Source organism: Brevundimonas sp. UBA6550 (genome assembly GCF_002434505.1).
Taxonomy (GTDB): domain Bacteria; phylum Pseudomonadota; class Alphaproteobacteria; order Caulobacterales; family Caulobacteraceae; genus Brevundimonas.
Genome location: NZ_DJKE01000008.1, coordinates 781928 through 807537, shown reverse-complemented (window position 1 = coordinate 807537; position 25610 = coordinate 781928). Strand labels below are relative to the sequence as shown.

Annotated in this window: 26 protein-coding genes; 10 read left to right on the top strand and 16 right to left on the bottom strand. The window is 68.2% G+C overall.

Going from position 1 to position 25610, the window contains the following annotated elements:
- Positions 1–32: 32 nt before the first annotated feature.
- Positions 33–626, bottom strand: coding sequence for a nitroreductase family protein (locus B3Z70_RS11890; RefSeq protein ID WP_292020138.1), 594 nt, complete (start codon positions 624–626; stop codon positions 33–35).
- A 45-nt stretch (positions 627–671) separates the two neighbouring features.
- Between B3Z70_RS11890 and B3Z70_RS11885 the strand changes: the two genes are divergently transcribed.
- Complete coding sequence (locus B3Z70_RS11885) at positions 672–1301, top strand: NUDIX domain-containing protein (protein WP_292020136.1); 630 nt, start codon at positions 672–674, stop codon at positions 1299–1301.
- Between the two features lie 17 nt (positions 1302–1318).
- The gene (cysE, locus tag B3Z70_RS11880; RefSeq protein WP_292020134.1) at positions 1319–2146 is read left to right on the top strand and encodes a serine O-acetyltransferase; all 828 of its coding nucleotides are present in this window, start codon (positions 1319–1321) and stop codon (positions 2144–2146) included.
- Between the two features lie 7 nt (positions 2147–2153).
- On the opposite strand, the gene B3Z70_RS11875 is transcribed toward cysE, so the two are convergent.
- Entirely contained in the window at positions 2154–2297 is a 144-nt protein-coding gene (locus tag B3Z70_RS11875) for a hypothetical protein (RefSeq protein ID WP_292045627.1), read from the bottom strand.
- Positions 2298–2488: 191 nt separating this feature from the next.
- Here B3Z70_RS11875 and B3Z70_RS11870 point away from each other — a divergent pair, with 191 nt between their 5' ends.
- Positions 2489–2698 carry a DUF3126 family protein gene (locus B3Z70_RS11870; RefSeq protein WP_248119054.1) on the top strand — a complete coding sequence of 70 codons (210 nt, stop codon included), beginning with the start codon at positions 2489–2491 and terminating at the stop codon, positions 2696–2698.
- A 24-nt stretch (positions 2699–2722) separates the two neighbouring features.
- On the opposite strand, the gene B3Z70_RS11865 is transcribed toward B3Z70_RS11870, so the two are convergent.
- Positions 2723–3523, bottom strand: a complete 801-nt coding sequence (locus B3Z70_RS11865; protein WP_292020130.1) for a DUF4198 domain-containing protein — start codon at positions 3521–3523, stop codon at positions 2723–2725.
- A 122-nt stretch (positions 3524–3645) separates the two neighbouring features.
- Between B3Z70_RS11865 and B3Z70_RS11860 the strand changes: the two genes are divergently transcribed.
- Positions 3646–4347: an AIM24 family protein gene (locus B3Z70_RS11860; RefSeq protein WP_292020129.1), complete on the top strand. Its 702-nt coding sequence runs from the start codon at positions 3646–3648 to the stop codon at positions 4345–4347.
- Positions 4348–4542: 195 nt separating this feature from the next.
- Here B3Z70_RS11860 and B3Z70_RS11855 read toward each other — a convergent pair whose 3' ends face one another.
- A complete protein-coding gene (locus B3Z70_RS11855) occupies positions 4543–4785 on the bottom strand; it encodes a DUF2164 domain-containing protein (protein ID WP_292020127.1) in 243 nt (80 codons plus the stop codon).
- The gene (gene abc-f, locus B3Z70_RS11850; RefSeq protein ID WP_292020124.1) at positions 4782–6668 is read right to left on the bottom strand and encodes a ribosomal protection-like ABC-F family protein; all 1887 of its coding nucleotides are present in this window, start codon (positions 6666–6668) and stop codon (positions 4782–4784) included. Before abc-f ends, B3Z70_RS11855 begins: the two co-directional genes overlap by 4 nt.
- 46 nt (positions 6669–6714) lie before the next feature.
- On the opposite strand from abc-f, the gene B3Z70_RS11845 reads away from it, so the two are divergent.
- The 4 genes from B3Z70_RS11845 to B3Z70_RS11830 all read left to right on the top strand — a co-directional run bounded on the left by B3Z70_RS11845 (position 6715) and on the right by B3Z70_RS11830 (position 8348).
- Entirely contained in the window at positions 6715–7056 is a 342-nt protein-coding gene (locus B3Z70_RS11845; protein ID WP_292020122.1) for a type II toxin-antitoxin system Phd/YefM family antitoxin, read from the top strand.
- Positions 7053–7472 carry a type II toxin-antitoxin system VapC family toxin gene (locus B3Z70_RS11840; protein WP_292020121.1) on the top strand — a complete coding sequence of 140 codons (420 nt, stop codon included), beginning with the start codon at positions 7053–7055 and terminating at the stop codon, positions 7470–7472. Before B3Z70_RS11845 ends, B3Z70_RS11840 begins: the two co-directional genes overlap by 4 nt.
- Positions 7473–7549: 77 nt before the next feature.
- Complete coding sequence (gene ndk / locus B3Z70_RS11835) at positions 7550–7969, top strand: nucleoside-diphosphate kinase (RefSeq protein ID WP_248119067.1); 420 nt, start codon at positions 7550–7552, stop codon at positions 7967–7969.
- Between the two features lie 178 nt (positions 7970–8147).
- Positions 8148–8348 carry a glycine zipper 2TM domain-containing protein gene (locus tag B3Z70_RS11830; protein ID WP_292020118.1) on the top strand — a complete coding sequence of 67 codons (201 nt, stop codon included), beginning with the start codon at positions 8148–8150 and terminating at the stop codon, positions 8346–8348.
- An 80-nt stretch (positions 8349–8428) separates the two neighbouring features.
- Here the strand turns inward: B3Z70_RS11830 and B3Z70_RS11825 are convergent, their stop codons facing one another.
- The 3 genes from B3Z70_RS11825 to purM form a co-directional block, all read right to left on the bottom strand.
- Positions 8429–10483, bottom strand: coding sequence for a M13 family metallopeptidase (locus tag B3Z70_RS11825; RefSeq protein ID WP_292045625.1), 2055 nt, complete (start codon positions 10481–10483; stop codon positions 8429–8431).
- Positions 10484–10732: 249 nt separating this feature from the next.
- Positions 10733–11317: a phosphoribosylglycinamide formyltransferase gene (gene purN, locus B3Z70_RS11820; protein WP_292023614.1), complete on the bottom strand. Its 585-nt coding sequence runs from the start codon at positions 11315–11317 to the stop codon at positions 10733–10735.
- Between the two features lie 4 nt (positions 11318–11321).
- Positions 11322–12359 carry a phosphoribosylformylglycinamidine cyclo-ligase gene (gene purM / locus B3Z70_RS11815; RefSeq protein ID WP_292045623.1) on the bottom strand — a complete coding sequence of 346 codons (1038 nt, stop codon included), beginning with the start codon at positions 12357–12359 and terminating at the stop codon, positions 11322–11324.
- Positions 12360–12439: 80 nt separating this feature from the next.
- Here purM and rnd point away from each other — a divergent pair, with 80 nt between their 5' ends.
- Positions 12440–13588, top strand: coding sequence for a ribonuclease D (rnd, locus tag B3Z70_RS11810; protein ID WP_292023619.1), 1149 nt, complete (start codon positions 12440–12442; stop codon positions 13586–13588).
- A 161-nt stretch (positions 13589–13749) separates the two neighbouring features.
- Here rnd and B3Z70_RS11805 read toward each other — a convergent pair whose 3' ends face one another.
- From B3Z70_RS11805 to B3Z70_RS11785, 5 genes are all read right to left on the bottom strand, one after another.
- Positions 13750–15237: a Ppx/GppA phosphatase family protein gene (locus tag B3Z70_RS11805; protein ID WP_292023621.1), complete on the bottom strand. Its 1488-nt coding sequence runs from the start codon at positions 15235–15237 to the stop codon at positions 13750–13752.
- Positions 15237–17453, bottom strand: coding sequence for an RNA degradosome polyphosphate kinase (locus B3Z70_RS11800; RefSeq protein ID WP_292023623.1), 2217 nt, complete (start codon positions 17451–17453; stop codon positions 15237–15239). Before B3Z70_RS11800 ends, B3Z70_RS11805 begins: the two co-directional genes overlap by 1 nt.
- A gap of 96 nt (positions 17454–17549) precedes the next feature.
- Positions 17550–18050: a DUF3617 domain-containing protein gene (locus B3Z70_RS11795; RefSeq protein ID WP_292023626.1), complete on the bottom strand. Its 501-nt coding sequence runs from the start codon at positions 18048–18050 to the stop codon at positions 17550–17552.
- Between the two features lie 126 nt (positions 18051–18176).
- A complete protein-coding gene (locus tag B3Z70_RS11790; protein WP_292045621.1) occupies positions 18177–18851 on the bottom strand; it encodes a DnaA ATPase domain-containing protein in 675 nt (224 codons plus the stop codon).
- An 87-nt stretch (positions 18852–18938) separates the two neighbouring features.
- Positions 18939–19226: a YciI family protein gene (locus B3Z70_RS11785; protein WP_292023537.1), complete on the bottom strand. Its 288-nt coding sequence runs from the start codon at positions 19224–19226 to the stop codon at positions 18939–18941.
- Between the two features lie 164 nt (positions 19227–19390).
- Between B3Z70_RS11785 and aspS the strand changes: the two genes are divergently transcribed.
- A complete protein-coding gene (gene aspS / locus B3Z70_RS11780) occupies positions 19391–21223 on the top strand; it encodes an aspartate--tRNA ligase (RefSeq protein WP_292023539.1) in 1833 nt (610 codons plus the stop codon).
- A gap of 61 nt (positions 21224–21284) precedes the next feature.
- Here aspS and B3Z70_RS11775 read toward each other — a convergent pair whose 3' ends face one another.
- From B3Z70_RS11775 to B3Z70_RS11765, 3 genes are all read right to left on the bottom strand, one after another.
- Positions 21285–22175, bottom strand: coding sequence for a pentapeptide repeat-containing protein (locus tag B3Z70_RS11775; RefSeq protein WP_292023541.1), 891 nt, complete (start codon positions 22173–22175; stop codon positions 21285–21287).
- Between the two features lie 81 nt (positions 22176–22256).
- Positions 22257–22751 (bottom strand): pentapeptide repeat-containing protein, encoded by a 495-nt coding sequence (locus B3Z70_RS11770; RefSeq protein ID WP_292023543.1) that lies wholly within the window; start codon positions 22749–22751, stop codon positions 22257–22259.
- Positions 22752–22808: 57 nt separating this feature from the next.
- Positions 22809–25436, bottom strand: coding sequence for a TSCPD domain-containing protein (locus tag B3Z70_RS11765; RefSeq protein ID WP_292045620.1), 2628 nt, complete (start codon positions 25434–25436; stop codon positions 22809–22811).
- Between the last annotated feature and the right edge of the window lie 174 nt (positions 25437–25610).

The window sequence follows — 25610 nt, the reverse complement described above, 5'->3', positions numbered from 1 at the left end:
GAACCGACGCAGGGCGACCTTATGTCACCGGCTTACGGCAGGCGTGTGACCTTGGCCGACATATCCGGGCGGGGACGCTCCAGCGCCTGTTCGTCCAGCGTGCCGATGTGGATGAAGCCCGCGACGCTCTCGTTCTCGCCCACGCCGAACAGGGGCAGGGCCTGCGGATCGTAGCTGTACCAGTCGGTGATCCAGCTGGCGGAGTAGCCGAAGCCGCCGGCCGCGTGCTCCAGGTTCATGCACACCGCCCCGGCCGACAACTGCTGCTCCCAGATCGGCTTGGCGTTGGGGACGGGGGTGGAGACGACCAAGATGGTGACGGGCGCGGCGGTCAGCTTGGCCAGCACCGTCTGATCCTTGGCCGGGCCGTTCCTGAGCTCGACCAGCACCGCCAGCCGGGCCGCGATCTCGGCGCGCGACTGCGGCCCCAGGACCACGAAGCGCCAGGGAAACAGCTTGCCGTGGTCCGGCGTGCGGGCGCCCAAGGCCAGAATGTGGTCCAGCTCGGCGTCCGACGGGCCGGGCGTCGTCAGGGCCTGGGCCGGGGCCGAGCGGCGCTGGGCCAGCCGATCCAGGAAGGCCTGGGACGGAACGGGCGGGGGCAGGGGCTCGTTAAGCGCGGTCATGCCGTCTAGCTAGGCTTTCGACCCCCCATCCGCCATAGGTCGCCCATGCGTAAAACCGACGAACCGAAATGGGCCGAGGGTCTGGCCAAGCCGCCGGCCTGGCGCAACGACGGAACCGAGACGGTGTTCGACAGCCCGTGGATGGCCCTGACGCGGCATCCGGCGACGGCGCCGACGGGGATGAAGGCCGACTACGCCGTGGTGCGGTTCAAGAATGTGGGCACCGGCGTCCTGCCCGTGCATGACGACGGGACCGTGACCCTGGTGGGGCAGCAGCGGTTCGCCCTGGCCAACTACAGCTGGGAAATGCCCGAGGGCGGGGCGCCGCTGGACGAAGACCCGTTCGACGGGGTGCGGCGCGAACTGGCCGAGGAGGCGGGGCTGCGCGCCGAACACTGGGCGCCGGCGGTGAAGGTCGAGATGTCCAACTCCATCACCGACGAGATCGGCATGACCTGGATCGCCTGGGGCCTGTCGCCCGCCCCGACGGCGCCCGATCCGACCGAAATCATCGCCGTGGTTCGCGTGCCGTTCCTGGATCTGCTGGAGGAGATCGGGCGGGGGACGGTGCGCGACGGGCTGACGGTGGCGACGGCCTACAGGGCCTACCATATGGCGATGGTCGGCGAACTGCCGCAGGCGCTGGCGCAGGCCATGCTGAGGCGGGTAGGATGAGCGCGAAGGAGCCTGTCATGGCCAAGCTTGAAGTCGTCGCGGAAAACGAAACCGACAGCGTGTGGCGCCAGCTGCGCGCCTCGGCCGAGGCCGCCTCGCGCGAGGAGCCGCAACTCGGCTCGCAGATGAATGCCGTGATTTTATCGCACGACGACCTGGCCGGCGCGCTCAGCTTCCAGATCGCGCGCAAGCTGGCGGACGGCGAGATGAGCGCCATGTCGGTGCGCGAGGTCTGCCTGTCGGCGTTCAAGGCCGATCCGTCTATGGTCGAGGCGGCGGAAGCGGACCTGCAGGCTGTGGCCGAACGCGATCCGGCGATCCGCAACCTGTTGCAGCCCTTCCTGTATTTCAAAGGCTTTCAGGCGCTGCAGGGCTGGCGCGTGGCGCACTGGCTGTGGGGGCAGGGGCGCGAGACCCTGGCCTTCCATTTCCAGAGCCGGATTTCGGAGCTGTTCCAACTGGACATCCACCCCGCCGCGCGGCTGGGCAAGGGGCTGTTCCTGGACCATGGCACCGGCATCGTCATCGGCGAGACGGCGGTGGTCGGCGACGACGTGTCCATGCTGCACAACGTGACCCTGGGCGGGACGGGGGCCGAACGCGGCGACCGCCACCCCAAGATCGGCAAGGGCGTGCTGCTGGGCGCGGGGGCCAAGGTGCTGGGCAATATCCACATCGGCGACTACGCCAAGGTGGCGTCAGGCTCGGTGGTGCTGAAGGCCGTGCCGACCGGCTGCACCGTGGCGGGCGTGCCCGCGCGTCTGGTCAACTGCCCGACCGGGGCCGAGCCGGCGCGGACCATGGATCACACCCTGGCCGACGTGGTCTATGACTTCGTGATCTGACCGGGCGTCAGCCGTGGGGCGACGCCGCCCCGTAATGGAACAGAGCCATGGCCGTCATGGCGCAGGCCAGGACGACCGGCGACGCTAGAAGCGCCCGCCGACAGCGGTGAGCGATGTAAAGCGCTTCGCCGACCATGATCGACAGCAGCATCTGCGTTTCCCCCGAAACGAACGGTGACACTTATTTGACGTCGCCGCGCGTCGGGGGCCGTAAAGGAAAATGAACGACGCCGCACATTTTCCGTTCAGCCGGTCGCGGCGGTGGAAAATGACGGGCGGCGGTTCCCCTGACCCCCGGACTTCTCTAGGGTCCGCCGCCAATCCAAGACCATGAGGCCATCCGTGAAAGACACCGACCTGAAGCGCATCGAGGGCCACCTCAAGCGCACCTTCAACACCGGCGGCATCATCGTGAAGGCCCGCCCCAAGCAGAACGATTCGGCCGAGGTCTATGTCGGCGACGAGTTCATCGGCATCGTCTTCGAGGACGAGGACGAGGAGGGCTCCTTCATGTTCGAAATGGCCATCCTGGCCGAAGACCTGCCGGACTGAACGGGAGACCAGCCCCCCTGGCCTTCAGCCCGCGTGGGCGATGAAGGTCAGGGTGTGGGTGTAGCTGCGCCAGGGCGTGGCGGCGCCGGCCGGGGTGGCGATGCGGTGACGCACCTGGGTCATATAGGCCCCCGGTTCGGCGACCCTGAGGGTGATCCGGCCCGAGGCGTCGGTGCGGGTTTCGGTCTCGATCTTGCGTCCGTCGTACTGGCCCGCCTCGCGAAACACGGTCACGTCGGCGCCCGCGACCGGCTGGCCGTCGAACAGCAGGCGGAAGGGCGCGTCCTCGCCCGCCACGATGTCGCCGGGCTGGATCAGGGGCTGAAGCTCCAGCCCGTGGCCCGAAGGTTTCAGCGCCGCGTCGTCGGGCGCGCCGCGCACCACATAGACGTCGGCGACCGTGATGCTCTGCACATCGACCAGTTCGGCGCCGGGCGGGGGCGGCGCATCCTCCTCGCCCACCATCTTCCAGCCGGACGGGGTCTGGTACATCTTGGCGGCCCGCCCCTCGCGCGCGCCGGACGACAGGCGATAAAGGCCGTCCACCGGCGTCGGCGCCTCGAACACCGCCAGATCGCGCAAATAGGTGACGGTGGTGATCGGCGTGTCGCCGTTCGGCCCGACGACGTGGAAATGGTCGGAGCGCATGACCACCTCGGCGTTGAACACATCCTCGGTGAAGGCGGCCTCGACCGTCACATGGTCGCGGTTGGTGGCGTCGAACACGTTGGGCCGCAAATAGGGCGAATGGGCCTGGGCCGCGCCCGCGCCCCAGACGGCGACCAGGCTGGCCAGAAGACTGGCGTGGAGGAAGGGTCTGCTCATGCTGGGCCCCTTGCGTTCGTCGGATAATATAAGATTGCGAGGCGTTTGCAACATTATGGCCTTGCGTGAGGCGGCGATGTGCGGCCAGGCTGGGCGTCCCTGAAACACCCTTCGAGGTCTCCATGCCCGTGAAAACCGTCGCCGAATTCGTGGCCGCCTACAGAGAGAAGGACGTCAGCACCGACGCCTTCGAACTGGAAAACGCCTATCTGCTGGAGGTGCGGCTGAACGGATCGGTCTGGGCCAAGTCCGGCGCCATGGTCGCGCGCACCGGCCAGGTGAAGTTCACGCGCCAGGGCCTGATGGAGCAGGGCCTGGGCAACCTGCTGAAGAAGGCCGTCAGCGGCGAGGGCATGGTGCTGATGAAGATGGAGGGCCAGGGCCGCGTCTATCTGGCCGACACGGGCAAGAAGATCACCCTGCTGCGCCTGGATAACGAGACCATCTTCGTCAACGGCAACGACGTGCTGGCGCTGGAAAACGGAATCAGCAACCAGATCACCATGATGAAGCGGGTCGCGGGCATGATGTCCGGCGGCCTGTTCAACGTGAAGCTGAGCGGCAGCGGCATCGTCGCCATCACCTCCCACTACGACCCGCTGATCCTGAAGGTCAGCGCGGCGACCGGCCCGGTGTTCACCGATCCGAACGCCACCGTGGCCTGGTCGGGCAGCCTGTCGCCCGAAATCGCCACCGACATCTCGCTGAAGACCCTGGTCGGACGCGGCTCGGGCGAGAGCATCCAGATGAAATTCCAAGGCGAGGGCTGGGTCGTCGTGCAGCCCTATGAGGAAACCTATATGCAGGCCAATAGCGGAGGCTGACAGCCCAGGTCAGTCGTCATTCCGGGGCTGAGCGGAGCGAAGAACCCGGAATCCAGGGCCCGCAAGCGCTCTGCTGAACGCATTTAAAGCCTGATGCGCGCCTCCTGGGTTCCGGGTTCGTCCTTCGGACGCCCCGGAATGACGTCACTAGGCTGATTGTCGATCGACCTACCCCTTGAGATGGAGGCCCCGCCGTCACTCCGCGCGTTCCAGCCCCGCGATCGCTTCGCCGATGTCGTCGGCCTTCTTCTTCAGCACGGCCTGGGCGTCATAGAGGGCGCGGTTGTAGAAGAAAGGGCCGATTTCTCGGGCGAGGAAGTCGATCAGCATCTCGGCCGGAAGGTCGCGCAGTTCGACGTCCAGCTCGTCCCGGAAATAGGGGCGCAGCTTCGCCGTGATGGCGGCGACCTCCTCGCGGCTGAAGCGGATGGGCGTCATGCGACCTCGGCCAGGGCTTCCTCCGCCGCGACCCAGGCCGCTTCGGCGGCGGCCAGATCGGCCTCGGTCTTGGCGCGGGCGCGGGTCAGGCCCTCCAGGGCTTTTGGATTGCTGACCGAGGCGGTGGCCATGTCGTCGTCGATGCGGGCGATCTCGGCGGTCAGGCGGGTCATGGTCTCCTCGGCCTTCTTCACCGCATGACGCAGCGTCGAGGGCGAAGGGCCTGATTTCTTGTCGTTCTTCTTGCCCTTATTGTTCTGGACGGGAGCGGCCGCCGCCTCTTCCTTCTTGATCTGACTGGGCTTGGCGATGGCCTGTTTGGCGCGGTCCAGGACGAACTTGGCGTAGTCGTCCATGTCGCCGTCGAACGGCTTGACCGTGCCGTCGGCGGCCAGCCACAGGCGATCGGCCACCATCTCCATCAACGAACGGTCGTGGGTGATCAGGATGACGGCGCCGGTGTAGTCGTTCAGCGCATCCAGCAGGGCGCGGCGGCTGTCGATGTCCAGGTGGTTGGTCGGTTCGTCCAGGATCAGGACGTGGGGCGCGTCCATAGCCACCATGTTCAGCAGCAGGCGGGCGCGCTCGCCGCCCGACAGGCTGTCGACCGTGGTCTCCTGCTTCTCATAGCCCAGGCCGAACTGCGCCAGCTTGGAGCGGCGGGCGCTTTCGGGCGCATCCGGCATGGCGCGGCGGATGATCTCCAGCGGCGTGTCGGTCGGGTCCATCGCCTCGATCTGATGCTGGTGGAACCAGCCGACCTTCATCTTCTTGTCGCGATGGAGTTCGCCTTCAGACACGTTCAGGGCGCCGGCGATCATCTTTGCGAAGGTCGACTTGCCCGCGCCGTTGACGCCCAAGAGGCCGATCCGGTCGTCCAGGTCCATCCGCAGGTTCAGATTGCGCAGGATCGGCTTGCCGGTCTCATAGCCGACATTGGCCCGTTCCAGCCGGATCAGCGGCGGCGCCAGGGGGCGCGGCGGCGAGGGCAGGGTGAAGGGGGCGACCCGCTCCTCGATGGTGGTGGCCACCGGCTGCATCTTCTCCAGCCGCTTCATGCGCGACTGGGCCTGAGCGGCCTTGGACGCCTTGGCCTTGAACCGATCCACGAAGGCCTGAAGGTGGGCGCGCTCGGCGTCTTGCTTGGCCTTGGCCGACAGCTGCAGCCGGGCCTTTTCCGCCCGGGCCTTTTCGAAGGCGTCGTAGTTGCCGGTGTAGAGGGTCAGGGTGTGGTTGGCGAGGTGCAGGATGTGGGTGCAGACCTCGTTCAGCATTTCCCGGTCGTGGGAGATGATCAGTGCCGTGTGCGGGTATTTCTTCAGCCGCGCCTCCAGCCACAGGGCGCCTTCCAGATCGAGGTAGTTGGTCGGTTCGTCCAGCAGCAGCATGTCCGGCTCGGCGAACAGGGCGGCGGCCAGGGCCACGCGCATCCGCCAGCCGCCCGAGAACTCGGACATCGGCCGGGCCTGGTTCTCCTGATCGAAGCCCAGGCCGACCAGGATTTCGGCGGCGCGCGCGGGCGCGGCGTCGGCGTCGATCTCGATCAGGCGCGACCAGATCTCGCCCATCTCCTCCGGCTCGGCCGTTTCCAGCCGGCCCAGCAGGGTGTGGCGCTCGACGTCCGCCTCCAGAATGGTGTCGATGACGCTGACCGGCGTCGCCGGATGTTCCTGATCGACCGAGCCGATACGGGCGGTCTTGGGCAGGCTGATCTCGTCGCCATTGGCGTTCAGCTCGCCCAGGATCAGTTTGAACAGCGTGGACTTGCCGATGCCGTTGCGCCCCACCAGCCCGACCTTGGCGCCCGGCGGCAGGCTGACGGAGGCGTCCACGAGGAATTTGCGGCCCCAGGCGTTGAAGGTCAGGTCGGTGATCTGGAGCATGGTCGGCGCATGGACTTTCTGACTGGTCATCTCTATATGACCAGTCATGACGTATGATCTTGTAAGCGGCGAGGTCGTCATAACGGCGACGGAGTTCAAGGCCAAGTGTCTGGACCTCTTGGACCGCGTGAACTCGGGCGCTGTGAAGAAGGTTCACATCACTAAACGGGGCAAGGAGGCTGCCGTTCTGGTTGCTCCAGAAGCGGCGGCCGAAGAGCCCTGGAATCCACACAGCATGTTTGGGAGCATGAAGGGCTCGCTCGTCATCGACCCAAGCATCGATTTGGCGAAACCCATTTACGAACAGGTATTTGGAACGACGGTCGAGGCCGATATGGGCGTGGACGATCCTGACTACGACCTCAAGCTCGGACTAGGCGAGGAATGAGCGACGGTGTGCTGCTCGACACCCATGCTCTGATCTGGATCGTTTTGGGGGCGTCCATTCGCGAGGAAGCTGCCGCTGCGGTTGTGGCGGCCAGCGCCAATGGCGGTGTCCACGTTTCCGCTGCAACGGCATGGGAGCTGGGAATAATCCGCCAGAAACGGTCGTTGGAGGTCGTGATCGGTGGAGACGTCAGGGGCTGGCTGTCTAAGGCAGTAAGGGCCACGCGCGCGCATCTGCTGTCTCTTGACGTCGATCTCATGCTTGATGTGGGCGAGTTGCCTGATCTAGCCCATAGAGACCCGACTGATCGAATGCTGATCGCAACCGCGCGAGCAAATGATCTCATCCTTATCACCCGCGACCGCGCCATTCTGGCCTATGCGGCGGCTGGTCACGTGCGCGCCGTCGCCTGCTGAAACGGCGGCTTGGCGCGGCGACGGCGCGTCGCTATAAGCCCGCGACCCTCAATCGACTGAACAAGAAGTCACATCCCATGACCGAACGCACCTTCTCGATCATCAAGCCCGACGCCACGCGCCGCAACCTGACCGGCGCGATCAACGCCGTGATCGAAGGCGCCGGCCTGCGCATCGTGGCTCAGCGCCGCGTCAAGCTGTCGACCGACCAGGCCAAGAAGTTCTACGAAGTCCACGCCGAGCGTCCGTTCTACGGCGAACTGGTCGAGCAGATGACCGCCGAGCCGGTCGTCGTTCAGGTGCTGGAAGGCGACAACGCTGTGGCCGCCTATCGCGAAGTCATGGGCGCCACCAACCCGGAACAGGCCGCCGAAGGCACCATCCGCAAGCAGTTCGCCCTGTCGATCGGCGAGAACTCGGTCCACGGTTCGGACAGCCAGGACAACGCCAAGATCGAGATCGCCCAGTTCTTCACCGACGACCAGATCGTCGGCTAAGGCTCCAGGCCGCGTTCGGGACCGCATCCCGCCCGTGGCCAGCGATCTGTCGCTCAAGTCGCGAGGGACCGCGTCCCGAGCCTAGCGACCCCTAAAACGAAAGGCCCGCGTTCGGAACCGGACGCGGGCCTTTTCCGTTCGGTCAGCATCGTCCCCCTCGCTGTTTCGGAGAAGACCCATGAAGACCCTCATCAAACTGGCCCCCGTCGTCGGCGTCGTGGCCCTGCTGGCCGCCTGCGGTCAGACCATGGAACAACGCGCCGCCACCGGCGCCATCGGCGGCGCTGTCGCCGGCCAGGCCATTGGCGGCAACACCGGCTCGACCGTGGCCGGCGCCGCCATCGGCGCAGTCGCCGGCGCGGCGACCAAGCCCCGCTAAATCCAAGGCCCAAGGCCCGGATGACAAAAAGGCCCGGAGCGTGCGCTCCGGGCCTTTTCTGCGTCCGACGTCAGGCGCGCTTACCAGATGCGCGCGCGGGCGTCCGGCGCGATATATTCTTTCTGGTCCGGCGACACGCCGAAGGCGGCGTACCAGGCGTCGATGTTGCGGGGCGAGGTGGCTGCGCGCACCGGGCCGGGCGAGTGGGGATCGGTGGTCAGCTGTTCCTTCAGCGCCGCCTCGCGCGACTTCTCGCGCCAGACCTGCGCCCAGCCCAGGAAGACGCGCTGATCGCCCGTCAGACCGTCGATCACCGGCGCCGGTTGGCCGTTCAGCGACTTGTGATAGGCGTCCAGCGCCAGCAGCAGGCCGCCCAGGTCGGCGATGTTCTCGCCCATCGTCAGCTCGCCGTTGACATGCACGCCGGGGATCGGCTCCAGCTTGTCGTAGATGGCGCCCAGCACCTTGGCGCGTTCCTCGAAACGGGCGGCGTCCTCAGGCGTCCACCAGTCGCGCAGCACCCCGTCGCCGTCGGACTTGCGGCCCTGGTCGTCGAAGCCGTGGGTGATCTCGTGGCCGATGACCGCGCCGATGCCGCCATAGTTGACGGCCGGGTCCGCGTTCGGATCGAAGAAGGGCGCCTGCAGGATGGCGGCCGGGAAGACGATCTCGTTGCGCGGCGGGTTGTAGTAGGCGTTCACCGTCTGGGGCGTCATGCCCCATTCCAGCGGATCGACGGGCTTGCCGATCTTGCCGCGCTTGTAATCCCATTCGAAGGCGGCCGAGCGTTCGACGTTGCCGTACAGATCGTCGGGCTTCAGCTCCAGCCCGTCATAGCTGCGCCATTTGTCGGGATAGCCGATCTTCACCCCGAACTTGGACATCTTGTACAGCGCCTGTTCGCGCGTCGGCTCGCTCATCCAGTCGACGTGTTTCAGCCGCTCGGTCATGGCGTCGCGGATGTTGCCGACCAGGGCCTCCATTTGCGCCTTGGACGAGGCGGGGAAGTGCAGGCGGACATATTCCTGGGCCAGGACCTCGCCCAGCTGACCGTCGACCAGGGCCACGCCCCGGTTCCAGCGCGGTCGGTTCTCGGGCTGGCCGCGCAGCGTCTTGCCCCGGAACTCGAAGCGGCTGTCGACGAAGGCCTGCGACAGATAGGGGCTGGCCTGATCGACCACGTTGAACGCCTGCCAGGCCTTCAGCGTCTCTATCGGGGTGTCGGCGAACACCTGGGCGATGCCGGGGATGGCGGTGTTCTCCATCAGCACCAGGGTCTCGACGTCCGACACCTTGGCGCCCGACAGGAAGGCGGCCCAGTCGACGCCGGGGGCCAGGGTCGGCAGGTCCGCCGCCTTGGCCGGATTGTACAGCTTGTCGATCTGGCGGCGCTCGACCGTGGTCCAGTGCTTCTCGGCTACCCTGGTCTCGAAGGCCAGGATGTCGGCGGCGGACTTGGCCGGATCGGTCCAGCCGATGGCCGTCAGGGTGCGGGTCAGATAGGCCAGATAGGCCTCGCGTTGAGCGGCGAAGTCCGGCTTCAGATAGTAGTCGCGGTCCGGCAGGCCCAGGCCGCCCTGACCCAGATAGGCCGAGTTCATGTCCGGCTTCTGCAGGTCCTCGAACACGTCGATGCCGAACAGGGAGGCGCCGAAACCTTCGTGGCTCTGCCCCATCAGCCGGGCCATGCCGGCGTGGTCGGCGACGGCCTTGACCGCCGCCAGATCGGCGGCCAGCGGGGTCGCCGCCAGTTGATTGACCCGGGCCTCGTCCATGAAGCTGGCGTACAGGGCGCCGACCTTCTGGGCGTTGGCGTTGACCGGGTTGGCGGCGCTGGATTCGATGATGGCCTTCAACTGGCCCTGGGCGTTCTCGTAAAGCACGTCGAACGGGCCGAACCGGGCCTTGTCCGCCGGAATCTCGGTGGTGCGCAGATAGGTGCCGTTGGCGTATTCATTGAAGTCGTCGCCCGGCTTCACCGTGGTGTCGCGACCGGCCAGGTCGAAGCCCCAGGTCCCGAACGGCGACGGCGCGCCCGCCAGACCGTGCGAATGCTCCTGGGCCGAGGCCGCGCCGCCGGTCAGGGCGACGACGATACAGGCCGAACAGGCGGCCATCAGACGAATGCGAGTCATGGAAGACAGGGTCCCGATTTTGATCGGCGGCACCATCGCGCCGGTGCGGCGGTCTGTCGCATGACGTTTTTGTAATCTTTGGGGCGGGTTGATCGGGAAGCGCTGCCTACACTTGAATCCGTCATCCTAGGCCTTGTGCCTAGGATCCATACGCTCGCTGTTCGAACAGGGCGCAGGCTGCGCTTAACACCGGGATTATGGATCCTAGGCACAAGGCCTAGGATGACGGATGGGGAGGAGGAAGGGGCCTTAACCCCGCCCCAAACCCCGGCAGAACGTGTCCAGCACACTCGGATACAGCCCATGCTCCGCCGTCTTGACCCGTTCGGCCAGAGCGTCCGGCGTATCGCCCGCGACGATCGGCACGTGCGCCTGGCCCAGGATCGGGCCTTCGTCGACGCCTTCCGTCACCAGATGCACGGTGCAGCCCGCCTCGGCGTCGCCGGCGGCGATGGCGCGGGCGTGGGTGTCGAGACCTGGATACAGCGGCAGAAGGCTGGGGTGGATGTTCAGCATCCGCCCGCGCCAGCCGCCGACCAGCCAGGGGGTCAGCACCCGCATATAGCCGGCCAAGGCCACGACCTCGATCCCGGCGTCGCGCAGCACGGCGTCCACGGCCCGCTCATGCGCCTCGCGGTCCTTGCCGAAAGGCTTGTGGGCCACGGTCGCGGTCGCCACGCCCTTGGCCGCCGCGATGGCCAGCCCGCCCGCGCCCTCGACGTTGGACACCACCAGCCCGACCTCATAGCCGCTGTCCGGCGCCTGTCCGGCGTCGATCAGGGCCGCCATGTTGGAGCCCGCCCCGGAGATCAGGACGGCGACGCGCGTCTTCACGGTATCAGGCCGCTTCCAGCTGTCCGCAGACGAAGGCGACTTCGCCGGCGTTGAGCAGGGCGGCCAGGACCGGCTCGGCGTTCTCGGGCGAGACGATCAGGATGAAGCCGACGCCGCAGTTGAAGGTGCGGCGCATCTCGTGGTCGCTGATTCCGCCGGTCTCGGCCAGCCACTGGAACACGGCGGGCATGGGCCAGGCGTCCCAGTCGAACTTGGCCTGCAGACCCTCGGCGATGCAGCGCGGCGGGTTTTCGATCAGGCCGCCGCCGGTGATGTGGGCCGCGCCCTTGACCAGGCCCGCCTTCATGATCGGCAGGACCGGCTTCACATAGATGCGGGTCGGCTCCATCAGGGCCTGGGCCAGCGAACGGTCCTTGGCGAAGGGGGCGTCGTCGCCCCAGGCCAGGCCGGACTTCTCGACCACCTTGCGCACCAGCGAATAGCCGTTCGAGTGCGGGCCGGTGGAGGCCAGGCCGATGATGACGTCGCCGGCCGCCTGGCGATCCAGATAGGGCAAGGCGTGGCCGCGTTCGACGGCGCCCAGGCTGAAGCCCGCCAGATCGTAGTCGCCGTCGGTGTACATGCCCGGCATTTCGGCGGTTTCGCCGCCGACCAGGGCGGCCCCGGCCTGGCGGCAGCCCTCGGCGATGCCGGCGACGACGCGGCGGGCGGCGTCGATCTCAAGGCGGCCCGTGGCGTAATAGTCGAGGAACAGCAGCGGCTCGGCGCCCTGGGCCAGCAGGTCGTTGACGCACATGGCGACCAGGTCGACGCCCACGCCGTCATGACGGCCGGTCTCGATGGCGATCTTCAGCTTGGTGCCCACGCCGTCCGTCGTGGAGACGATCAGCGGATCCTCGAACCCGGCGGCCTTCAGGTCGAACAGGGCGCCGAAACCGCCCAGCGAAGGCTCCGATCCGGGGCGGGCCGTGGACTTGGCCAGCGGTTTGATGTGTTCGACCAGCATTTCGCCGGCGTCGATGTCCACGCCCGCATCGGCGTAGGTCAGGCCGTTTTCGAGAGGCTTTTGGGTGTCGCTCATGGATCTTTGGGCCTGGAATCGGGGCGGAAATGCAGCGCGGGTCTTGCCACACATGGGTTGCGGGGGGCTATAGCACCGGAATGACGCCGATCACCACCAATGAGGCGCTGGCCGAGTTCTGCGCCCGCGTATCCTCCGCCCCCTTCATCACGGTCGACACCGAGTTCATGCGGGAAACGACCTATTGGCCCCGGCTGTGCCTGATCCAGGCCGCCTCGGCCGACCATGCCGCCATCATCGACCCGATGGCCGAGGGGCTGGACCTGGAGCCGTTCCTGGACCTGTTGCGCGACGAGAGGATCGTCAAGGTCTTCCACGCCTGCCGTCAGGACGTGGAGATCTTCGTGCGGCTGGGCACCATGCCCAAACCCCTGTTCGACACCCAGGTCGCGGCCATGGCGGCGGGCTTCGGCGAGCAGGTCGCCTATGATTCGTTGGTGCGGCAGACGCTGCGGATCGAGGTGGACAAGGGCAGCCGCTTCACCGACTGGGCGCGCCGGCCGCTGTCGGAGAACCAACTGGTCTATGCGCTGGGCGACGTGACCCATCTGGCGGCGCTTTATCCCAAGCTGCGCGACCGGTTGCAGAAGGAAGGCCGGCTGGACTGGGTGATGTCGGAGATGGAGGGCCTGACCGATCCGGCCCTGTATGACACCAATCCCGAGAACGCTTGGAAGCGGCTGAAACCCAAGAAATTCTCGGCCAAATACCTGGCCGCCTTCAAGGCCGTGGCCGTCTGGCGCGAGCGGGCGGCGCAGGAGCGGGACCAGCCGCGGGGCCGCATCCTGAAGGACGAGGGCGTGGACGAGATCGCCCAGCAGACCCCGACCGACCCGGACGCCTTCAACCGTCTGCGTTCGGTGCCCAAGGGATTCGGCGGCTCGCGCCTGGGGCTGGAGCTGGCCGATGAGCTGAAGCGCGTCCTGGCCGATCCTGAAGCCTTCGCCCCCGAGATGGAGCGCCCGGCCCACCGACAGCCGGCCCCGCCGTCCGTGGTGGAGCTGTTGAAGGTGCTGCTGAAGGCCAAGAGCGACAACGCCGGCGTGGCCTCCAAACTGATCGCCACGGTCGCGGACCTGGAGAAGATCGCCATCAGCGACGACGCCGACATCGACGCCATGAAGGGCTGGCGCCGTCAGATTTTCGGCGAGGACGCGCTGAAGCTGAAGCGCGGCGAGATCGCCCTGGTCCTGAACGGCGCGCGGGTCGAGGTCGTCGAGATCGAGTAGGCTGAACGTCTCCTCCCCGCTTTGCGGGGAGGGGGACCGCGAAGCGGTTGAGGGGCTCTTGAAGTCCCACAGGCGCCTGTGACACGGCTTAGAGCCCCTCCGTCACGGCGCGGAAGGCGCGCCGCGCCACCTCCCCACTCAGTGGGGAGGAGACCTTGGCCTCAAATCCTCAGCCCCAGATCCATCGCCTCGGCCAGGGCCTTGGCGCGCTTCTTCGTCTGCTCGCCCAGCAGGACGTCGGCATAGCCTTCCGTCGCGGTCAGGCGCAGGTCGCCGCCCTTCACGCGCGCCGTGGCGTTGGCCAGCAGTTGCGGCGAGCGGCCGGACAGGTCGCAGGCCAGGCGGATGGCCAGGCCCAGGGCGCGGGCGCGTTTGGCCGCGTCGCCGTCCAGCAGCCGGTCGATGACCTCGGGCTGGGGCGTGGCGGGCGCGCCGCCGTATCGGGCGTTCATCGCGCTGGCCAGGAAGGCGCGCTCCACGTGGCTGATGCCGGCGACCGGGGCGCGCAGCACCTGGTCGAACACAAGCTCCAGCCGGTGGTCGGGATGCAGCCGTGCGCCTAGATCCGCCAGGCGGCAGGCGGCGCCGACCAGAACGGCGTCGCGCTCCGTCCCGAACACCTCGGGCAGGGCGGCGACGATCTCGGAAATCCAGCCGTTCAGCGCGCCGGGCAGGGCGGGGGCCACGCCCTGGCGTCCGCCCAGCGCGGTGCAGCCGGCCAGCAGCGGATCGGCCGTGCGCGTCGCCTCGTCCAGCGTCTCGAACAACAGGCCCTCGCGCACGCCCCAGGCCGACATCTCGATCTGTTTCAGGCCCAGATGCTTGATCAGCCCCTCCAGCACCAGGCCGGCGTAGGGCAGGGTCTCGGCGCGCTTCTTGGACACGCCGGGCAGTTTGGCCAGGCTGGCGACCGACTGCTGCGCCACCAGCCGCGCGGTCTCCAGCGCGTCCTCGGCCGACATCTGATACTGATGCACGACCCGCAGCGGATAGGATTTCAGCGCCATCTGCACCTGGGCCAGAGTGCGCCAGGCGCCGCCGACGGCGTAGAGGCGGTCGCTTCTGAACTGGGCCGCGACGGGCTTCAACGCCTGGTCGATGCGGGCCTTGATCCGGTCGGCGTCGAACCCCTTGCCGTCGGCCAGGGCGAACGGCCCAAGCGGCAGGGTCAGCCCATGTTCCACCCCGTCTCCGTTCAGTCGGGTCAGCTCCAGACTGGCGCCGCCCATGTCGGCCGAGACGCCGTGGGCCAGGGGCGCGCCGGCCAGCACGCCCATGGCGGCGTATTTGGCCTCTTCCTCGCCCGACAGGACGCGGATGTTCAGCCCGGTCTCGGCGGCGACGCGCTCGCAGAACTCCGGCCCGTCCAGGGCTTCGCGCACGGCGGCGGTGGCGGCGATCAGGGTCGTATCCGGCCGCACGCCCTCCAGCACGGCGGCGAAGCGGCGCAGCGCCGTCATCGCCATGACAACCCCTTCCGACGACAGTTTGCGCGTCGTCGGCAGGTCGCGGCCCAGGCCGGCCAGCACCTTCTCGTTATAGACGGTCCAGATCGCCCGGCCCTCCAGCCGGTACAGCACCAGCCGCACCGAGTTGGAGCCGATGTCGATGGCCGCGATGTCGCGGTCGGTCAGCACGGCGTCGGGCATCAGCGGCCGGGACGCTCGTAGCGCAGGACGGCGGGCAGGCTCTTGGCCTTGCGGCCGCGTCCCGAAAGGCTGGGGTTGGTCATGAAGTATTTGTGGGCCGAGAAGGGCCGCTCGGGATCGGCGGGCGCGACGCGGGTATAGCGCCCTTCGGCGTCCAGAACCCAGCTTTGCGCGTCGTCCTTCAGGTTTGCGACCATGATCTGGTCCAGAACCTGGTCGTGGACGGTGGCGTTTCGGATCGGCGTCATCAGCTCGACCCGGCGGTCCAGGTTGCGCGTCATCCAGTCGGCCGAGGAGATGAAGACCTTGGCCTTGTCGTGCGGCAGGTCCTTGCCGTTGGCGAAACAGACGATGCGGCTGTGTTCCAGGAAGCGGCCGACGATGGACTTGACCCGGATGTTCTCCGACAGGCCCGTCACGCCGGGCCGCAGGCAGCAGATGCCGCGCACCACCAGGTCGATCCGCACGCCCCACTGGCTGGCGCGGTAAAGGGCGTCGATGATCTCCACGTCCACCAGCGAGTTCAGCTTGACCCAGATGGCGGCGGGCTTGCCCATGGCGGCGGCCGACATCTCCTTGCCGATCAGCTCGATCAGGGTCGACTTCATGTTCAGCGGCGACACCACCAGGGCTTCCAGATGGTCGGGCGTCGCATAGCCGGTGATATAGTTGAACACCTTGGTCGCATCGCGCCCCAGCACGGGATCGCAGGAGAACAGCGACAGGTCGGTGTAGATCTTGGCCGTGACCGGGTGATAGTTGCCGGTGCCGAAGTGGCAATAGGTCTTCAGCGCATCGCCCTCGCGGCGAACCACCACGCTGACCTTGGCGTGGGTCTTGTATTCGACGAAGCCGAAGACGACGTGGACGCCGGCCCGCTCCATCGCCCGCGCCCAGCGCAGATTGGCCTCTTCGTCGAACCGGGCCTTCAGTTCGACCAGGGCGGTGACGTTCTTGCCGTTCTCGGCCGCCTCGATCAGGGCGGCGACGATCGGGCTGTCCTTGGAGGTGCGGTACAGGGTCTGTTTGATCGCGATGACGTTCGGGTCGCGCGCGGCCTGACGCAGGAACTGCACCACCACGTCGAAACTCTCGAACGGGTGGTGGATCAGCATGTCCTTTTCGCGGATGGCGGCGAAGACGTCGCCGCCGTTGTCGCGCACCCGCTCGGGATAGCGCGGCTCATAGCCCTTGAACTTCAGATCCGGGTGGCCGCCGCCGATCAGGTCCGACAACTGGGCCAGACCCAGCATCCCGTCCACCAGAACCACGTCCTGGGGCGCCGCCTCCAGTTCGCCGACGATGAAGTCGCGCAGGTCGGCGGGCATGGACGCCTCGATCTTGACCCGCACGACCGAGCCCAGGCGCCGCTGCTTCAGCGCCTCCTCGAACTCCAGCACCAGGTCCTCGGCCTCTTCCTCGATCTCGATGTCCGAATCGCGGATCAGGCGCAGCACGCCCTTTTCCTGGACCTCGCAGCCGGGGAACAGGTGGTCGATGAAAAGGAGCAGCACGTTTTCCAACGTGATGAACCGCTTGTGCCCCGGCGTGGACCGGCCGTCGGTGGGCAGCTCCCAGAACCGGCGCACCTGGGTCGGCACCGGCACCAGGGCGTAGAAGGTCTTGGTCTCGCCCTTGCGCTTCAGCTTCAGCGCCAGGGAGAAGCCCAGGTTGGGCAGGAAGGGGAAGGGGTGCGCCGGGTCGATGGCCAGCGGCGTCAGAACCGCGAACAGCTGGTTCAGGAACTCGGGCTCCAGCCGCTCGCGCTCGGTCTTGGTGATGCGCTGGCGGTCGACGACCTCGATGCCGGCGACGGTCAGCTCCTTCTTCAGCTGGCGCCAGCGCAGCTGCTGTTCGGCCATCAGTTCGCCGGCGGCGACATTGATCCGCTCCAGCTGTTCGGCCGGCGTCAGGCCATCGGAAGACAGAACCCGCACCCGCTCGCGCAACTGGCCCTTCAGGCCGGCGACGCGGGTCATGAAGAACTCGTCCAGATTATTGGCCGAGATCGACAGGAAACGCAGCCGCTCAAGCAGCGGATGGTTGGGGTTGGCCGCTTCCTCCAGCACCCGCTCGTTGAAGGCCAGCCAGGAGGTCTCGCGATTGAAGAACCGGCTGGGCGAGGTCATCAGTTCTTCGCTGAGGGCCAGCTGGGGGGCGCGAGAGGCGGGAACCTCTTCGCCTCGGGTGTCGTCATGGATCGCGGCGTCGGTCATGGTCCGGTTCTCGCGCGCGTCTGTGACGGCCGCAAGCGGGCGCGGCGAAAATCGTGAAGCGCCGGGGCGACGAAACGGCCGCCCCGGCTGTGTCGGTTACTGGACGATGGTGTTCGGCGCCGTGCCGGCCGGGCAGTCGCCCAGACGTTTGGCGTCGATGGTCATCTTCATCTCGGCCATGGCCGGCGGGACGTTGGGGCCGGTGGTCTTGGTGGTGATGTCCACCTTATAGGCTGTGCGCATGTCGCCGGACACCTTGCCGTCCGACGTCACCGTCATGCCCTGGGCGTTGCAGACAGCGTGGAACTCGGCCCCGCCCGGCGCCGATTTGACGCTGTTCTCGCTGCAGGTCACGCCTTGTTGCGGCGCGTTGAAGGGGTTGGAGCCGGGCGCGGTCTCGCCGATGCAGATCTTCATCGTCGTCGGCTGCGGCATTTGCGCGGCGGATACGGTCTGTTGCCACAGGCCCGGCTGCGGCGCGGGCATGGAGGCGGTCTCCGGCGCGGCGGTTTCGCCCTTGGCCGTCTTGGCGTTGTCGCCGTTGGAGCAGGCCGCGAGCAGGGCGACGGCGGAAATCAAGACAAGCTGAACACGCATTTGGACGTTTCCCGTTTGCTGGAGCGCAAGGTCGCTCCGGCGGCTCAACGCCAAGGCAAAGCTAAGCGTTCAAAATTCAGCCACGATTCCCAACGCGAAGTTGTGCATATCCCGAATGTCGGGATTTCAGCCGGCGTCCATCGCGTCCAGCACCTGTCGGGCCAGGACGCGCGTGACCGGACGATGCAGGGCGTCCAGCCGCTCGACCACCGTGGCGGCGGCGTCGCCGGATCGGTCCAGGCGGCGCACCAGATAGTCGATCACCTCGTCGGCCGGGGTGATGCTGCGTTCCGAGAAACGGGCGCGCAGGATGGCCGACAGCACCGCGTCGTCGGGCGCCTGGACCGCCACGGTCCGCATCGCGTCCAGCCGCGAGCGCAGGTCGGGCAGGGCGACCGACCACTGACGCGGCGCCAGGCGAGACGCCATCAGCAGCGCCCCCCCGCCCGAACCGGCCAGGTTGATCAGGTGAAACAGGCTCTCGTCGTCGGCCTGGTCGGCGTCGTCCAGCAGCACCGGCCGGCCCTCCAGCTCCTGCGGATCGATCAGGGCCGCCTCCGCGCCGGTCAGCGGCGCGGCCCCGACCCGTTCTGCCCAGTCGGCGGCCAGGCGGCTCTTGCCCGACCCGGCCGGGCCATGCAGCGCCAGCACGGGCGCGACCCCGTCCGGCCAGCGGCCCAGCACGGCGGCCGCCTCGGCGTTGCTGTCCGACACCACGAAGGCCTCGCCCACGGCATGACGCTCCAGCGGCAGGCGCAGCTGTTCGGCGGTCGGACGGGACGGGGCGCTCAGCGCGGTCATGACCCCGTCATAGCAGAGGCCGGGATTAACCGCGTCGGCGCGCCTCTGTTGGTTCCGGGGAGGGAAGCCGCGTCGCTGTGGATGAAATCAGGCGAACGGAGCCAGGGCGGGGTTCAGCTTGCCGGCCTTGAACTCCGTGACCGCATAGTCGGCCAGACCGTGAATCTGGAACGGGTCGTCCTTCAGCAGGGTCTCCAACTCTTCCTTCGTGCCCCGGCTAGCGACGACCAACACCCCGCCGGTGCGCGGAACCATCGGCCCGGCGGCGATGACCAGGCCGCTGGTCACGTGCTGGTCCAGCCATTCGCGATGCTCGACCGTCCGCGCCTCGATGGCTTCGATCGGCTGGGTGTAGGTGATGGTGACGACGAACATGGCGGCCTCTTCAACGCGATGGACGCAAGATATCGTTCGCCGCGCGGGGCTTTGCAACGGCTGAAACCTTGACTTTCCGGGGCGATGATGCGCCCTACGCCGCTTCGATTTCCGGCGCCGACGGCGACGGATTCCACCGCCAAAGTCTCCAGACGGTTCGTTCCATGCACGCCTATCGCTCTCACACCTGCGGCGCGCTTCGCGCCTCCGACGCCGGTTCCGCCGTCCGCCTGTCCGGCTGGGTGCACAGGAAGCGCGATCACGGCGGCCTCTTGTTCATCGACCTGCGCGACCACTACGGCCTGACGCAGCTGGTGCTGCACCCCGAGACGCCCGGCTTCGCCGCCGTCGAGCGCCTGCGCGCCGAGAGCGTCATCAAGGTGGACGGCGAGGTCGTGGCCCGCGACGCCTCGGTGGTGAACCCGAACCTGCCGACCGGCGAGATCGAAGTTCGCGTCCAGGGCGTCGAGGTGCTGTCGGAAGCCGCCGAACTGCCGATGCCGGTCTTCGGCGATCAGGAATATCCCGAGGACATCCGTCTGGCCAACCGCTTCCTGGACCTGCGCCGCGAGCGTCTGCACAGGAACATCGTCCTGCGCTCGCGCGTGATCTCCTCGATCCGCCAGCGCATGGTCGGCCAGGGCTTTCTGGAATATCAGACACCGATCCTGACGGCCTCGTCGCCGGAAGGGGCGCGCGACTTCCTGGTGCCGTCGCGGCTGCATCCGGGCAAGTTCTATGCGCTGCCCCAGGCGCCGCAGCAGTTCAAACAGCTGCTGATGGTCTCGGGCTTCGACCGCTATTTCCAGATCGCGCCCTGCTTCCGCGACGAGGACCTGCGCGCCGACCGTTCGCTGGAGTTCTATCAGCTGGACGTCGAGATGAGCTTCGTGACCCAGGAAGACGTCTTCGCCGCCATCGAACCGCTGATGCACGGCGTGTTCGAGGAGTTCGGCGAGGGCAAGCCGGTGTCGCCCATCGACCAGCCGCACGTCTTCACCAACGACTTCGGCGAGACGTTCGAGCACAAGGGCTTCGAGCGCCTGACCTACGCCCAGTCGATGGCCTGGTACGGTTCGGACAAGCCGGACCTGCGCAACCCGATCAAGATGCAGGTGGTGTCCGACCACTTCCGCGACGGCGGCTTCGGCCTGTTCGCCAAGATTCTGGGCGTCGACGACAAGAACGCCGTCTGGGCCATCCCGGCGCCGACCGGCGGATCGCGCGCCTTCTGCGACCGCATGAACAGCTGGGCCCAGGGCGAGGGCCAGCCGGGCCTGGGCTATATCTTCTGGTCCGAGGATCAGGGCGCCTGGGGCGGCCCGATCGCCAAGAACCTGGGTCAGGAGCCGACCGAGGCCCTGATGTCGTCGCTGGGCCTGGGCCAGGGCGACGCCGCCTTCTTCGTCGCCGGCCTGCCTGCGACCTTCGCCAAGTTCGCCGGTTTGGCCCGCACCCGCGTGGGCACGGAGCTGAAGCTGGTGGACGAAGACCAGTTCAAATTCTGCTGGATCGTCGACTTCCCGATGTTCGAATGGTCGGAAGAAGAGAAGAAGGTCGACTTCAGCCACAACCCGTTCTCCATGCCGCAGGGCGGGCTGGAGGCGCTGGAGACGCAGGACCCGCTGACCATTCGCGCCTATCAGTACGACATCGTCTGCAACGGCTACGAGCTGTGCTCGGGCGCCATTCGGAACCACAAGGCCGAGATCATGCTGAAGGCGTTCGAGATCGCCGGCTACGACGCCTCGGTGGTCGAGGAGCAGTTCGGCGGCATGCTGAACGCCTTCCGCTTCGGCGCCCCGCCGCACGGCGGTCTGGCCCCCGGCATCGACCGCATCGTCATGCTGCTGGCCGGGGAGACGGCCATCCGCGAGGTCATCGCCTTCCCGCTGAACCAGCAGGGCGAGGACCTGCTGATGAACGCCCCGACCGAGGCCGAGGAGCGCCAGCTGAAGGACGTCCACATCCGCACCGCCTTGCCGATCAAGGTCTGATCGGCGCGGTCATCGTTGAAACGAAGAAGGGGACGCCCGCTGGGCGTCCCCTTTTTGCTGTTCAGTTCTCGGCGACCGAGACGAAGTTCCTGACTCGAGGCGGCACGGGCGGCGCCGGCGGGGTGCGGATCACCCGGATCGAGCTGCTGCGGCAGGCCTGGGCCGTCAGTCCGCCGGGCAGGCGGGTCGAGCCGTCGCCGCACGCCGTCCTGATCTGATCCTGCGTCAGGCCGCGCGCGCCGGACAGATCGGCGCCGCGAATGTCCGTCCGGTGCATAGACGCCTCGGAAAAGTCGGTCCGGGAGAAGCGTCCGCCGGTCAGGCGCGCGCCGTCCAGCGTCGAGCCGGTGAAGCGCGCATTGCTGAAATCGCCGGACGACAGGTTGGAGGCCTGGATCTCGGCGCCGGTGAAGTCCGCGCCCACGGCGACCACATTGGCTAGGGTCGCGCCGAACAGTTCCGCGCCGATGAACTTGGCGCCGGACAGGGTGGCGCCGTTGAAGTTAACCCCGTGCATTTCGGCGCCCGAGATTTCGGCCCGGCTCATATTGGCGCGCACGAAGCCGGCGCCCTGGGCCTCGGCCCCGGTCAGGACCGCGCTGGTGAAGTTGGTCGAGCCGAAGTTGGCCCCGACGATCTGGACGCCCGACAGATTGGCGCGGCTGAAGTCGCTGCCCGAGAAGTTGGAGCCCATCATCTCGGCGCCGCGCAGATTGGCCCCGACCAGGGTGGCGTTCATGAAGCTGGCGCCGGTGAAGGTGGCGCCCGACAGGTTCCGACCCGACAGTTCGCAGCGGTTGCACGACCCGCCCAGCGACACGGTGCGGGCCACGTCGCGGTCCTGCATCGACATCTCGACCCCGGCCATGGCGGGCGACGCCATCAGCGCCGCGCCTATCGCCAGCAGGGCCAGGGAGGGTCGAAACCGGATATGTTCAGCGATCTGTTTCACGAGACCTGAATGCCCCGAAACCCCTGCGCCACCTACTTAAATCGAGGTAACTTCGTTAAATCGCGGCAAGGTCGGCGGCCCTCAGCAGGCGGGAATGCGAAGGCCGCGCGGCAGGACGGTGGAGCCGTCGCCGCACGCCTGGTTCAACTGGCCTTGCGTCAGGCCGGTGGCCCGCGCCAGCTGGGCGCCGGACAGGTTCGTGCCCGAAAGCGTCGCGCCCGAGAAGTTCGCGCCTTCCAGATAGGCGCCCACGAAACTGGCGTTGGTCAGGTTGGCGCGCGTGAAGTTGGAGCCGGAGAAGACCCCGCCATAGCCTTCGACGTCGCGCAGATCGGCGCCGGAGAAGCGGGTGCGGTTCATCACACTCAGGCTCATGTCCGACTGGCGCAGGCGCGACCCGGCCAGGTTCAGCCCGCGCGCCTCCAGGCCCGAGAAATCGCCCTGGAACAGGTTGCAGCCGGCGCAGGAGGCGCCGCGTCTCACGCTGGCGATCTGGCCCGCGTTCTGGGCCAGGACGGGCGTCGCCGCGGCCAGCAAGGCGGTTGCGATCAGGCCGAGAGAGAGTGTGCGTTTCATGGATCGGGCTCCGCCGTTTGATCGTCCTGAAGCAAACCCTAGGCCATAACCCTTAACCTACCCCTGATCGCCGCCCTTCAGCGCCGGCGCCGCCCCGCAGGTGTCGCAGGTCCAGCCGCCGCCGCGCTGTTGCAGGGTGAAGTCGCCGCAGGCGGGGCAGGCGACGGCCTCGCCCGACGTCGAGGCGCGGGCCTCGGGTTCAGTCTTCTTGCCGAACGGCAGGACCACCAGATTGTCGGGCGCGGACCCGCGCGCGAACCCCTTGGAGATGAAGCGGGCGGCGGGCACGGCCTGGCCCTGCGGCGCGGCGCCCTCCAGCCCGTCGCCGTCCATCGCCTCGGCCTCGCCATTGGCCAGTTCGTGCCGGTCCAGATAGGAAACGCCCAGCTCGCGGAAGATGTAGTCCAGGATCGAGGTGGCCGAGCGGATGGAATCGTTGCCCGTCACGCGGCCCGCCGGCTCGAACCGGGTGAAGACGAAGGCGTCCACGAACTCGTCCAGCGGCACGCCGTATTGCAGGCCGATGGAGATGGCGATGGCGAAGTTGTTCATCAGGCTGCGGAAGGCGGCGCCTTCCTTGTGCATGTCGATGAAGATTTCGCCCAGTTCGCCGTCTTCGTATTCGCCGGTGTGGATATAGACCTTGTGGCCCCCCACGGCGGCCTTCTGGATATAGCCCTTGCGGCGGTCGGGCAGTTTGCGGCGGGCGCGCTCGCGCTCGACCACCCGTTCCACCACCCGCTCGGTCGGACGCGGCGCCTCGCGCGTCGGTTCGGGCCGCGCGGCCGTCTCGACGGCGGGCAGGGTCAGCAGCGGGCGGGCGGGCGGCGCGGCGCGTTGCAGCCGGATGGCGCGGCGGCCGTCCAGCGCCGCCTGGCCCATCAGCCGCGCCGCCTGGCCCGCCGTGGTGCGCCAGTGGGTGGTCTCGGGCGCGATGTCGGCCAGGTCGCTGAACGGCGCGATGGCGTGGCGCAGTTCCGCCGCCGCCCCTTCGGGATCGGCCAGCAGGGCGGCGATGGCCGCCGGCGCCTCGGGCCAGGTCGCCAGGTCGCCGTGACCGAACACCCAGCGCGCGGCGGCGGCCTCGGCCTCGTCCGACACCCCCAGCAGCGTCAGCAGCAGGCCGTCGCCGTCCTCGATCCCCAGAACGTCGCGAATGAAACCGGCGTCCAGCACGGGGGCGGAGAAGACGGCGTCGAAATCCTCGGCCCCGGCCAGGGCCTGTTCGATGGCCGCCAGTTCGATGTCGGTGAAGCCCAGCGCCCGCAGCGCCCCATGATCCAGGCCCGGCGCCTCGACCAGGGTGCGGCGTCCGAAGACATGGCGTTCGGCCGCCTCGATGTCGCCGCCGGCCGCGCCCAGCGCCGCCGCCAGCGTCGGATGCAGCCGCCGCCCGATCTCGCCGTCCGCCGTCTGGAACAGATCGACGGCGGCGATGCGGCCCCGGCCCAGCCGCAGTCGCGCCTCCGCATCGTCCACGAACAGGCCGATGGCCGAATGCCGTCGCGAGCGGGGCTTTGCCTGCAGCGTCTTCAGCGCGGCGTCCGCGATGGGATCGGCGTCCCCCTGCAGCGCCCGGCGTCGGGCAGCGCGGGTTTGCTGGCCGGCGGCCTGAACCTCGTCCCAGTCGGACGCCGCGCCTCGGAGGGCGGCCAGATCGGCCGAGGCCTCGCCCGCCGTCGCCGCGACCAGGGCCGCCAGGGATTGCGCCCGCGCCGTCCGCGCCTCGCCCAACGGCGCCACGGCCTCCAGCAAGCCTTCCAGACCCAACGCCAGGACGCCCGGCCTGGGGCTCGCCAGGTCCAGCGCCGTGGTCAGCAGTCGCGTCAGGGCGGCCAGATCGTCCGCCGTCTCGCCGTCGAGCGCCATCACGGCGGGCAGGTCGACGACCATGCGCGCGGTCGTCGCGGCCGTCGCCGTCTCCGCATCGCGCGGATCGAAGGCCAGGATCAGCCCGCCGTCCAGCGCCGCCTTGGCCGCCAGCAGGGCCTCGGGCGCGCCCGCCGCGATCTGCGTCCGGTCCGCCAGCGCCACCAGGGGCAGGGCCTCTATGGCGGGGGTCAGGTCGGGCAGGGGGCGTTCGCCGTCCACCGCCCGCAGGATGTCGGCGTCCGACGCCCCGCAGCGCCGGGCCAGGGCCGCCGCCCGCCCCAGGGCCGGATTGCGCGCAGGATCGCCGCAGTCGCCGCGCGGCCCCTCGCACCGATCCACTGCATCGGCCACCCCGGCCAGGGCGTCGGCCAGGGCCTGGGCCGCCTGGGCTCCCAGGCGCGCGGCGGTCTGGCGTCCGCCGTGATCGGCCAGGACGGCGGCCGCGCCCGGATCGTTCAGGTCCACGACCCCCATCGCCGCCGCGCCCGACCGCGCGGGCGCCGCCAGCCCCAGCATCATGACGGCCGACAGTTCCTCGGCGAACAGCGTGGCCTGGGCCGCGTCGAACACGCCCTCCGCCACACCCGTCCTGGCCAGCCGGGCGGCCCAGGCGTCCACACCCCCATCCAGCCAGTCGCCGCAGGCGTCGTCGGACAGCCCCTCGGCCGCGATCCAGTCCAGCCAGGCCTCGATCTGCGCGTCCGACCAGCCGGCGGGCGCCAGCACCGGCCGCACGCCGGCGGGCCGCTCCACGATGCGGTGCTCCATCGCGACTCGTGCGGCGCGCGGGGCGAAGACGGATTGAAGGCGCATGGCGGTCTCTCCGATGGGTTCGCGCCAGCCTAGGTCCAAGACCGCCCTTCGCCAATACATCTGGTGTCGCAGGGTCAGGTTGCCCACAAGATATCGATTCGACCTTTGAGCCCGCCGCCGCCGCCTGGACGCTGGACGAAGAGGGCGCGGGTTTCTATGATCCGCGCCGAGCGT

Bases quoted from the DNA above. Each gene is read 5' to 3' on its own strand.
- abc-f (WP_292020124.1), bottom strand. From the start codon at position 6,668: ATGCTCCAGATCACCGACCTGACCTTCAACGCCTGGGGCCGCAAATTC.
- ndk (WP_248119067.1), top strand. From the start codon at position 7,550: ATGACCGAACGCACCTTCTCGATCATCAAGCCCGACGCCACGCGCCGC.
- B3Z70_RS11785 (WP_292023537.1), bottom strand. From the start codon at position 19,226: ATGTTCGTCGTCACCATCACCTACACCCAGCCGATCGAAGCCATCGAG.
- B3Z70_RS11825 (WP_292045625.1), bottom strand. From the start codon at position 10,483: ATGACTCGCATTCGTCTGATGGCCGCCTGTTCGGCCTGTATCGTCGTC.
- B3Z70_RS11770 (WP_292023543.1), bottom strand. From the start codon at position 22,751: ATGAAACGCACACTCTCTCTCGGCCTGATCGCAACCGCCTTGCTGGCC.
- B3Z70_RS11875 (WP_292045627.1), bottom strand. From the start codon at position 2,297: ATGCTGCTGTCGATCATGGTCGGCGAAGCGCTTTACATCGCTCACCGC.
- B3Z70_RS11855 (WP_292020127.1), bottom strand. From the start codon at position 4,785: ATGACGCCCATCCGCTTCAGCCGCGAGGAGGTCGCCGCCATCACGGCG.
- rnd (WP_292023619.1), top strand. From the start codon at position 12,440: ATGACGCCGATCACCACCAATGAGGCGCTGGCCGAGTTCTGCGCCCGC.
- purM (WP_292045623.1), bottom strand. From the start codon at position 12,359: ATGAGCGACACCCAAAAGCCTCTCGAAAACGGCCTGACCTACGCCGAT.
- B3Z70_RS11845 (WP_292020122.1), top strand. From the start codon at position 6,715: ATGACGTATGATCTTGTAAGCGGCGAGGTCGTCATAACGGCGACGGAG.
- B3Z70_RS11840 (WP_292020121.1), top strand. From the start codon at position 7,053: ATGAGCGACGGTGTGCTGCTCGACACCCATGCTCTGATCTGGATCGTT.
- B3Z70_RS11860 (WP_292020129.1), top strand. From the start codon at position 3,646: ATGCCCGTGAAAACCGTCGCCGAATTCGTGGCCGCCTACAGAGAGAAG.
- cysE (WP_292020134.1), top strand. From the start codon at position 1,319: ATGGCCAAGCTTGAAGTCGTCGCGGAAAACGAAACCGACAGCGTGTGG.
- B3Z70_RS11865 (WP_292020130.1), bottom strand. From the start codon at position 3,523: ATGAGCAGACCCTTCCTCCACGCCAGTCTTCTGGCCAGCCTGGTCGCC.
- B3Z70_RS11890 (WP_292020138.1), bottom strand. From the start codon at position 626: ATGACCGCGCTTAACGAGCCCCTGCCCCCGCCCGTTCCGTCCCAGGCC.
- B3Z70_RS11790 (WP_292045621.1), bottom strand. From the start codon at position 18,851: ATGACCGCGCTGAGCGCCCCGTCCCGTCCGACCGCCGAACAGCTGCGC.
- B3Z70_RS11805 (WP_292023621.1), bottom strand. From the start codon at position 15,237: ATGCCCGACGCCGTGCTGACCGACCGCGACATCGCGGCCATCGACATC.
- B3Z70_RS11765 (WP_292045620.1), bottom strand. From the start codon at position 25,436: ATGCGCCTTCAATCCGTCTTCGCCCCGCGCGCCGCACGAGTCGCGATG.
- aspS (WP_292023539.1), top strand. From the start codon at position 19,391: ATGCACGCCTATCGCTCTCACACCTGCGGCGCGCTTCGCGCCTCCGAC.
- B3Z70_RS11885 (WP_292020136.1), top strand. From the start codon at position 672: ATGCGTAAAACCGACGAACCGAAATGGGCCGAGGGTCTGGCCAAGCCG.
- B3Z70_RS11795 (WP_292023626.1), bottom strand. From the start codon at position 18,050: ATGCGTGTTCAGCTTGTCTTGATTTCCGCCGTCGCCCTGCTCGCGGCC.
- B3Z70_RS11830 (WP_292020118.1), top strand. From the start codon at position 8,148: ATGAAGACCCTCATCAAACTGGCCCCCGTCGTCGGCGTCGTGGCCCTG.
- B3Z70_RS11800 (WP_292023623.1), bottom strand. From the start codon at position 17,453: ATGACCGACGCCGCGATCCATGACGACACCCGAGGCGAAGAGGTTCCC.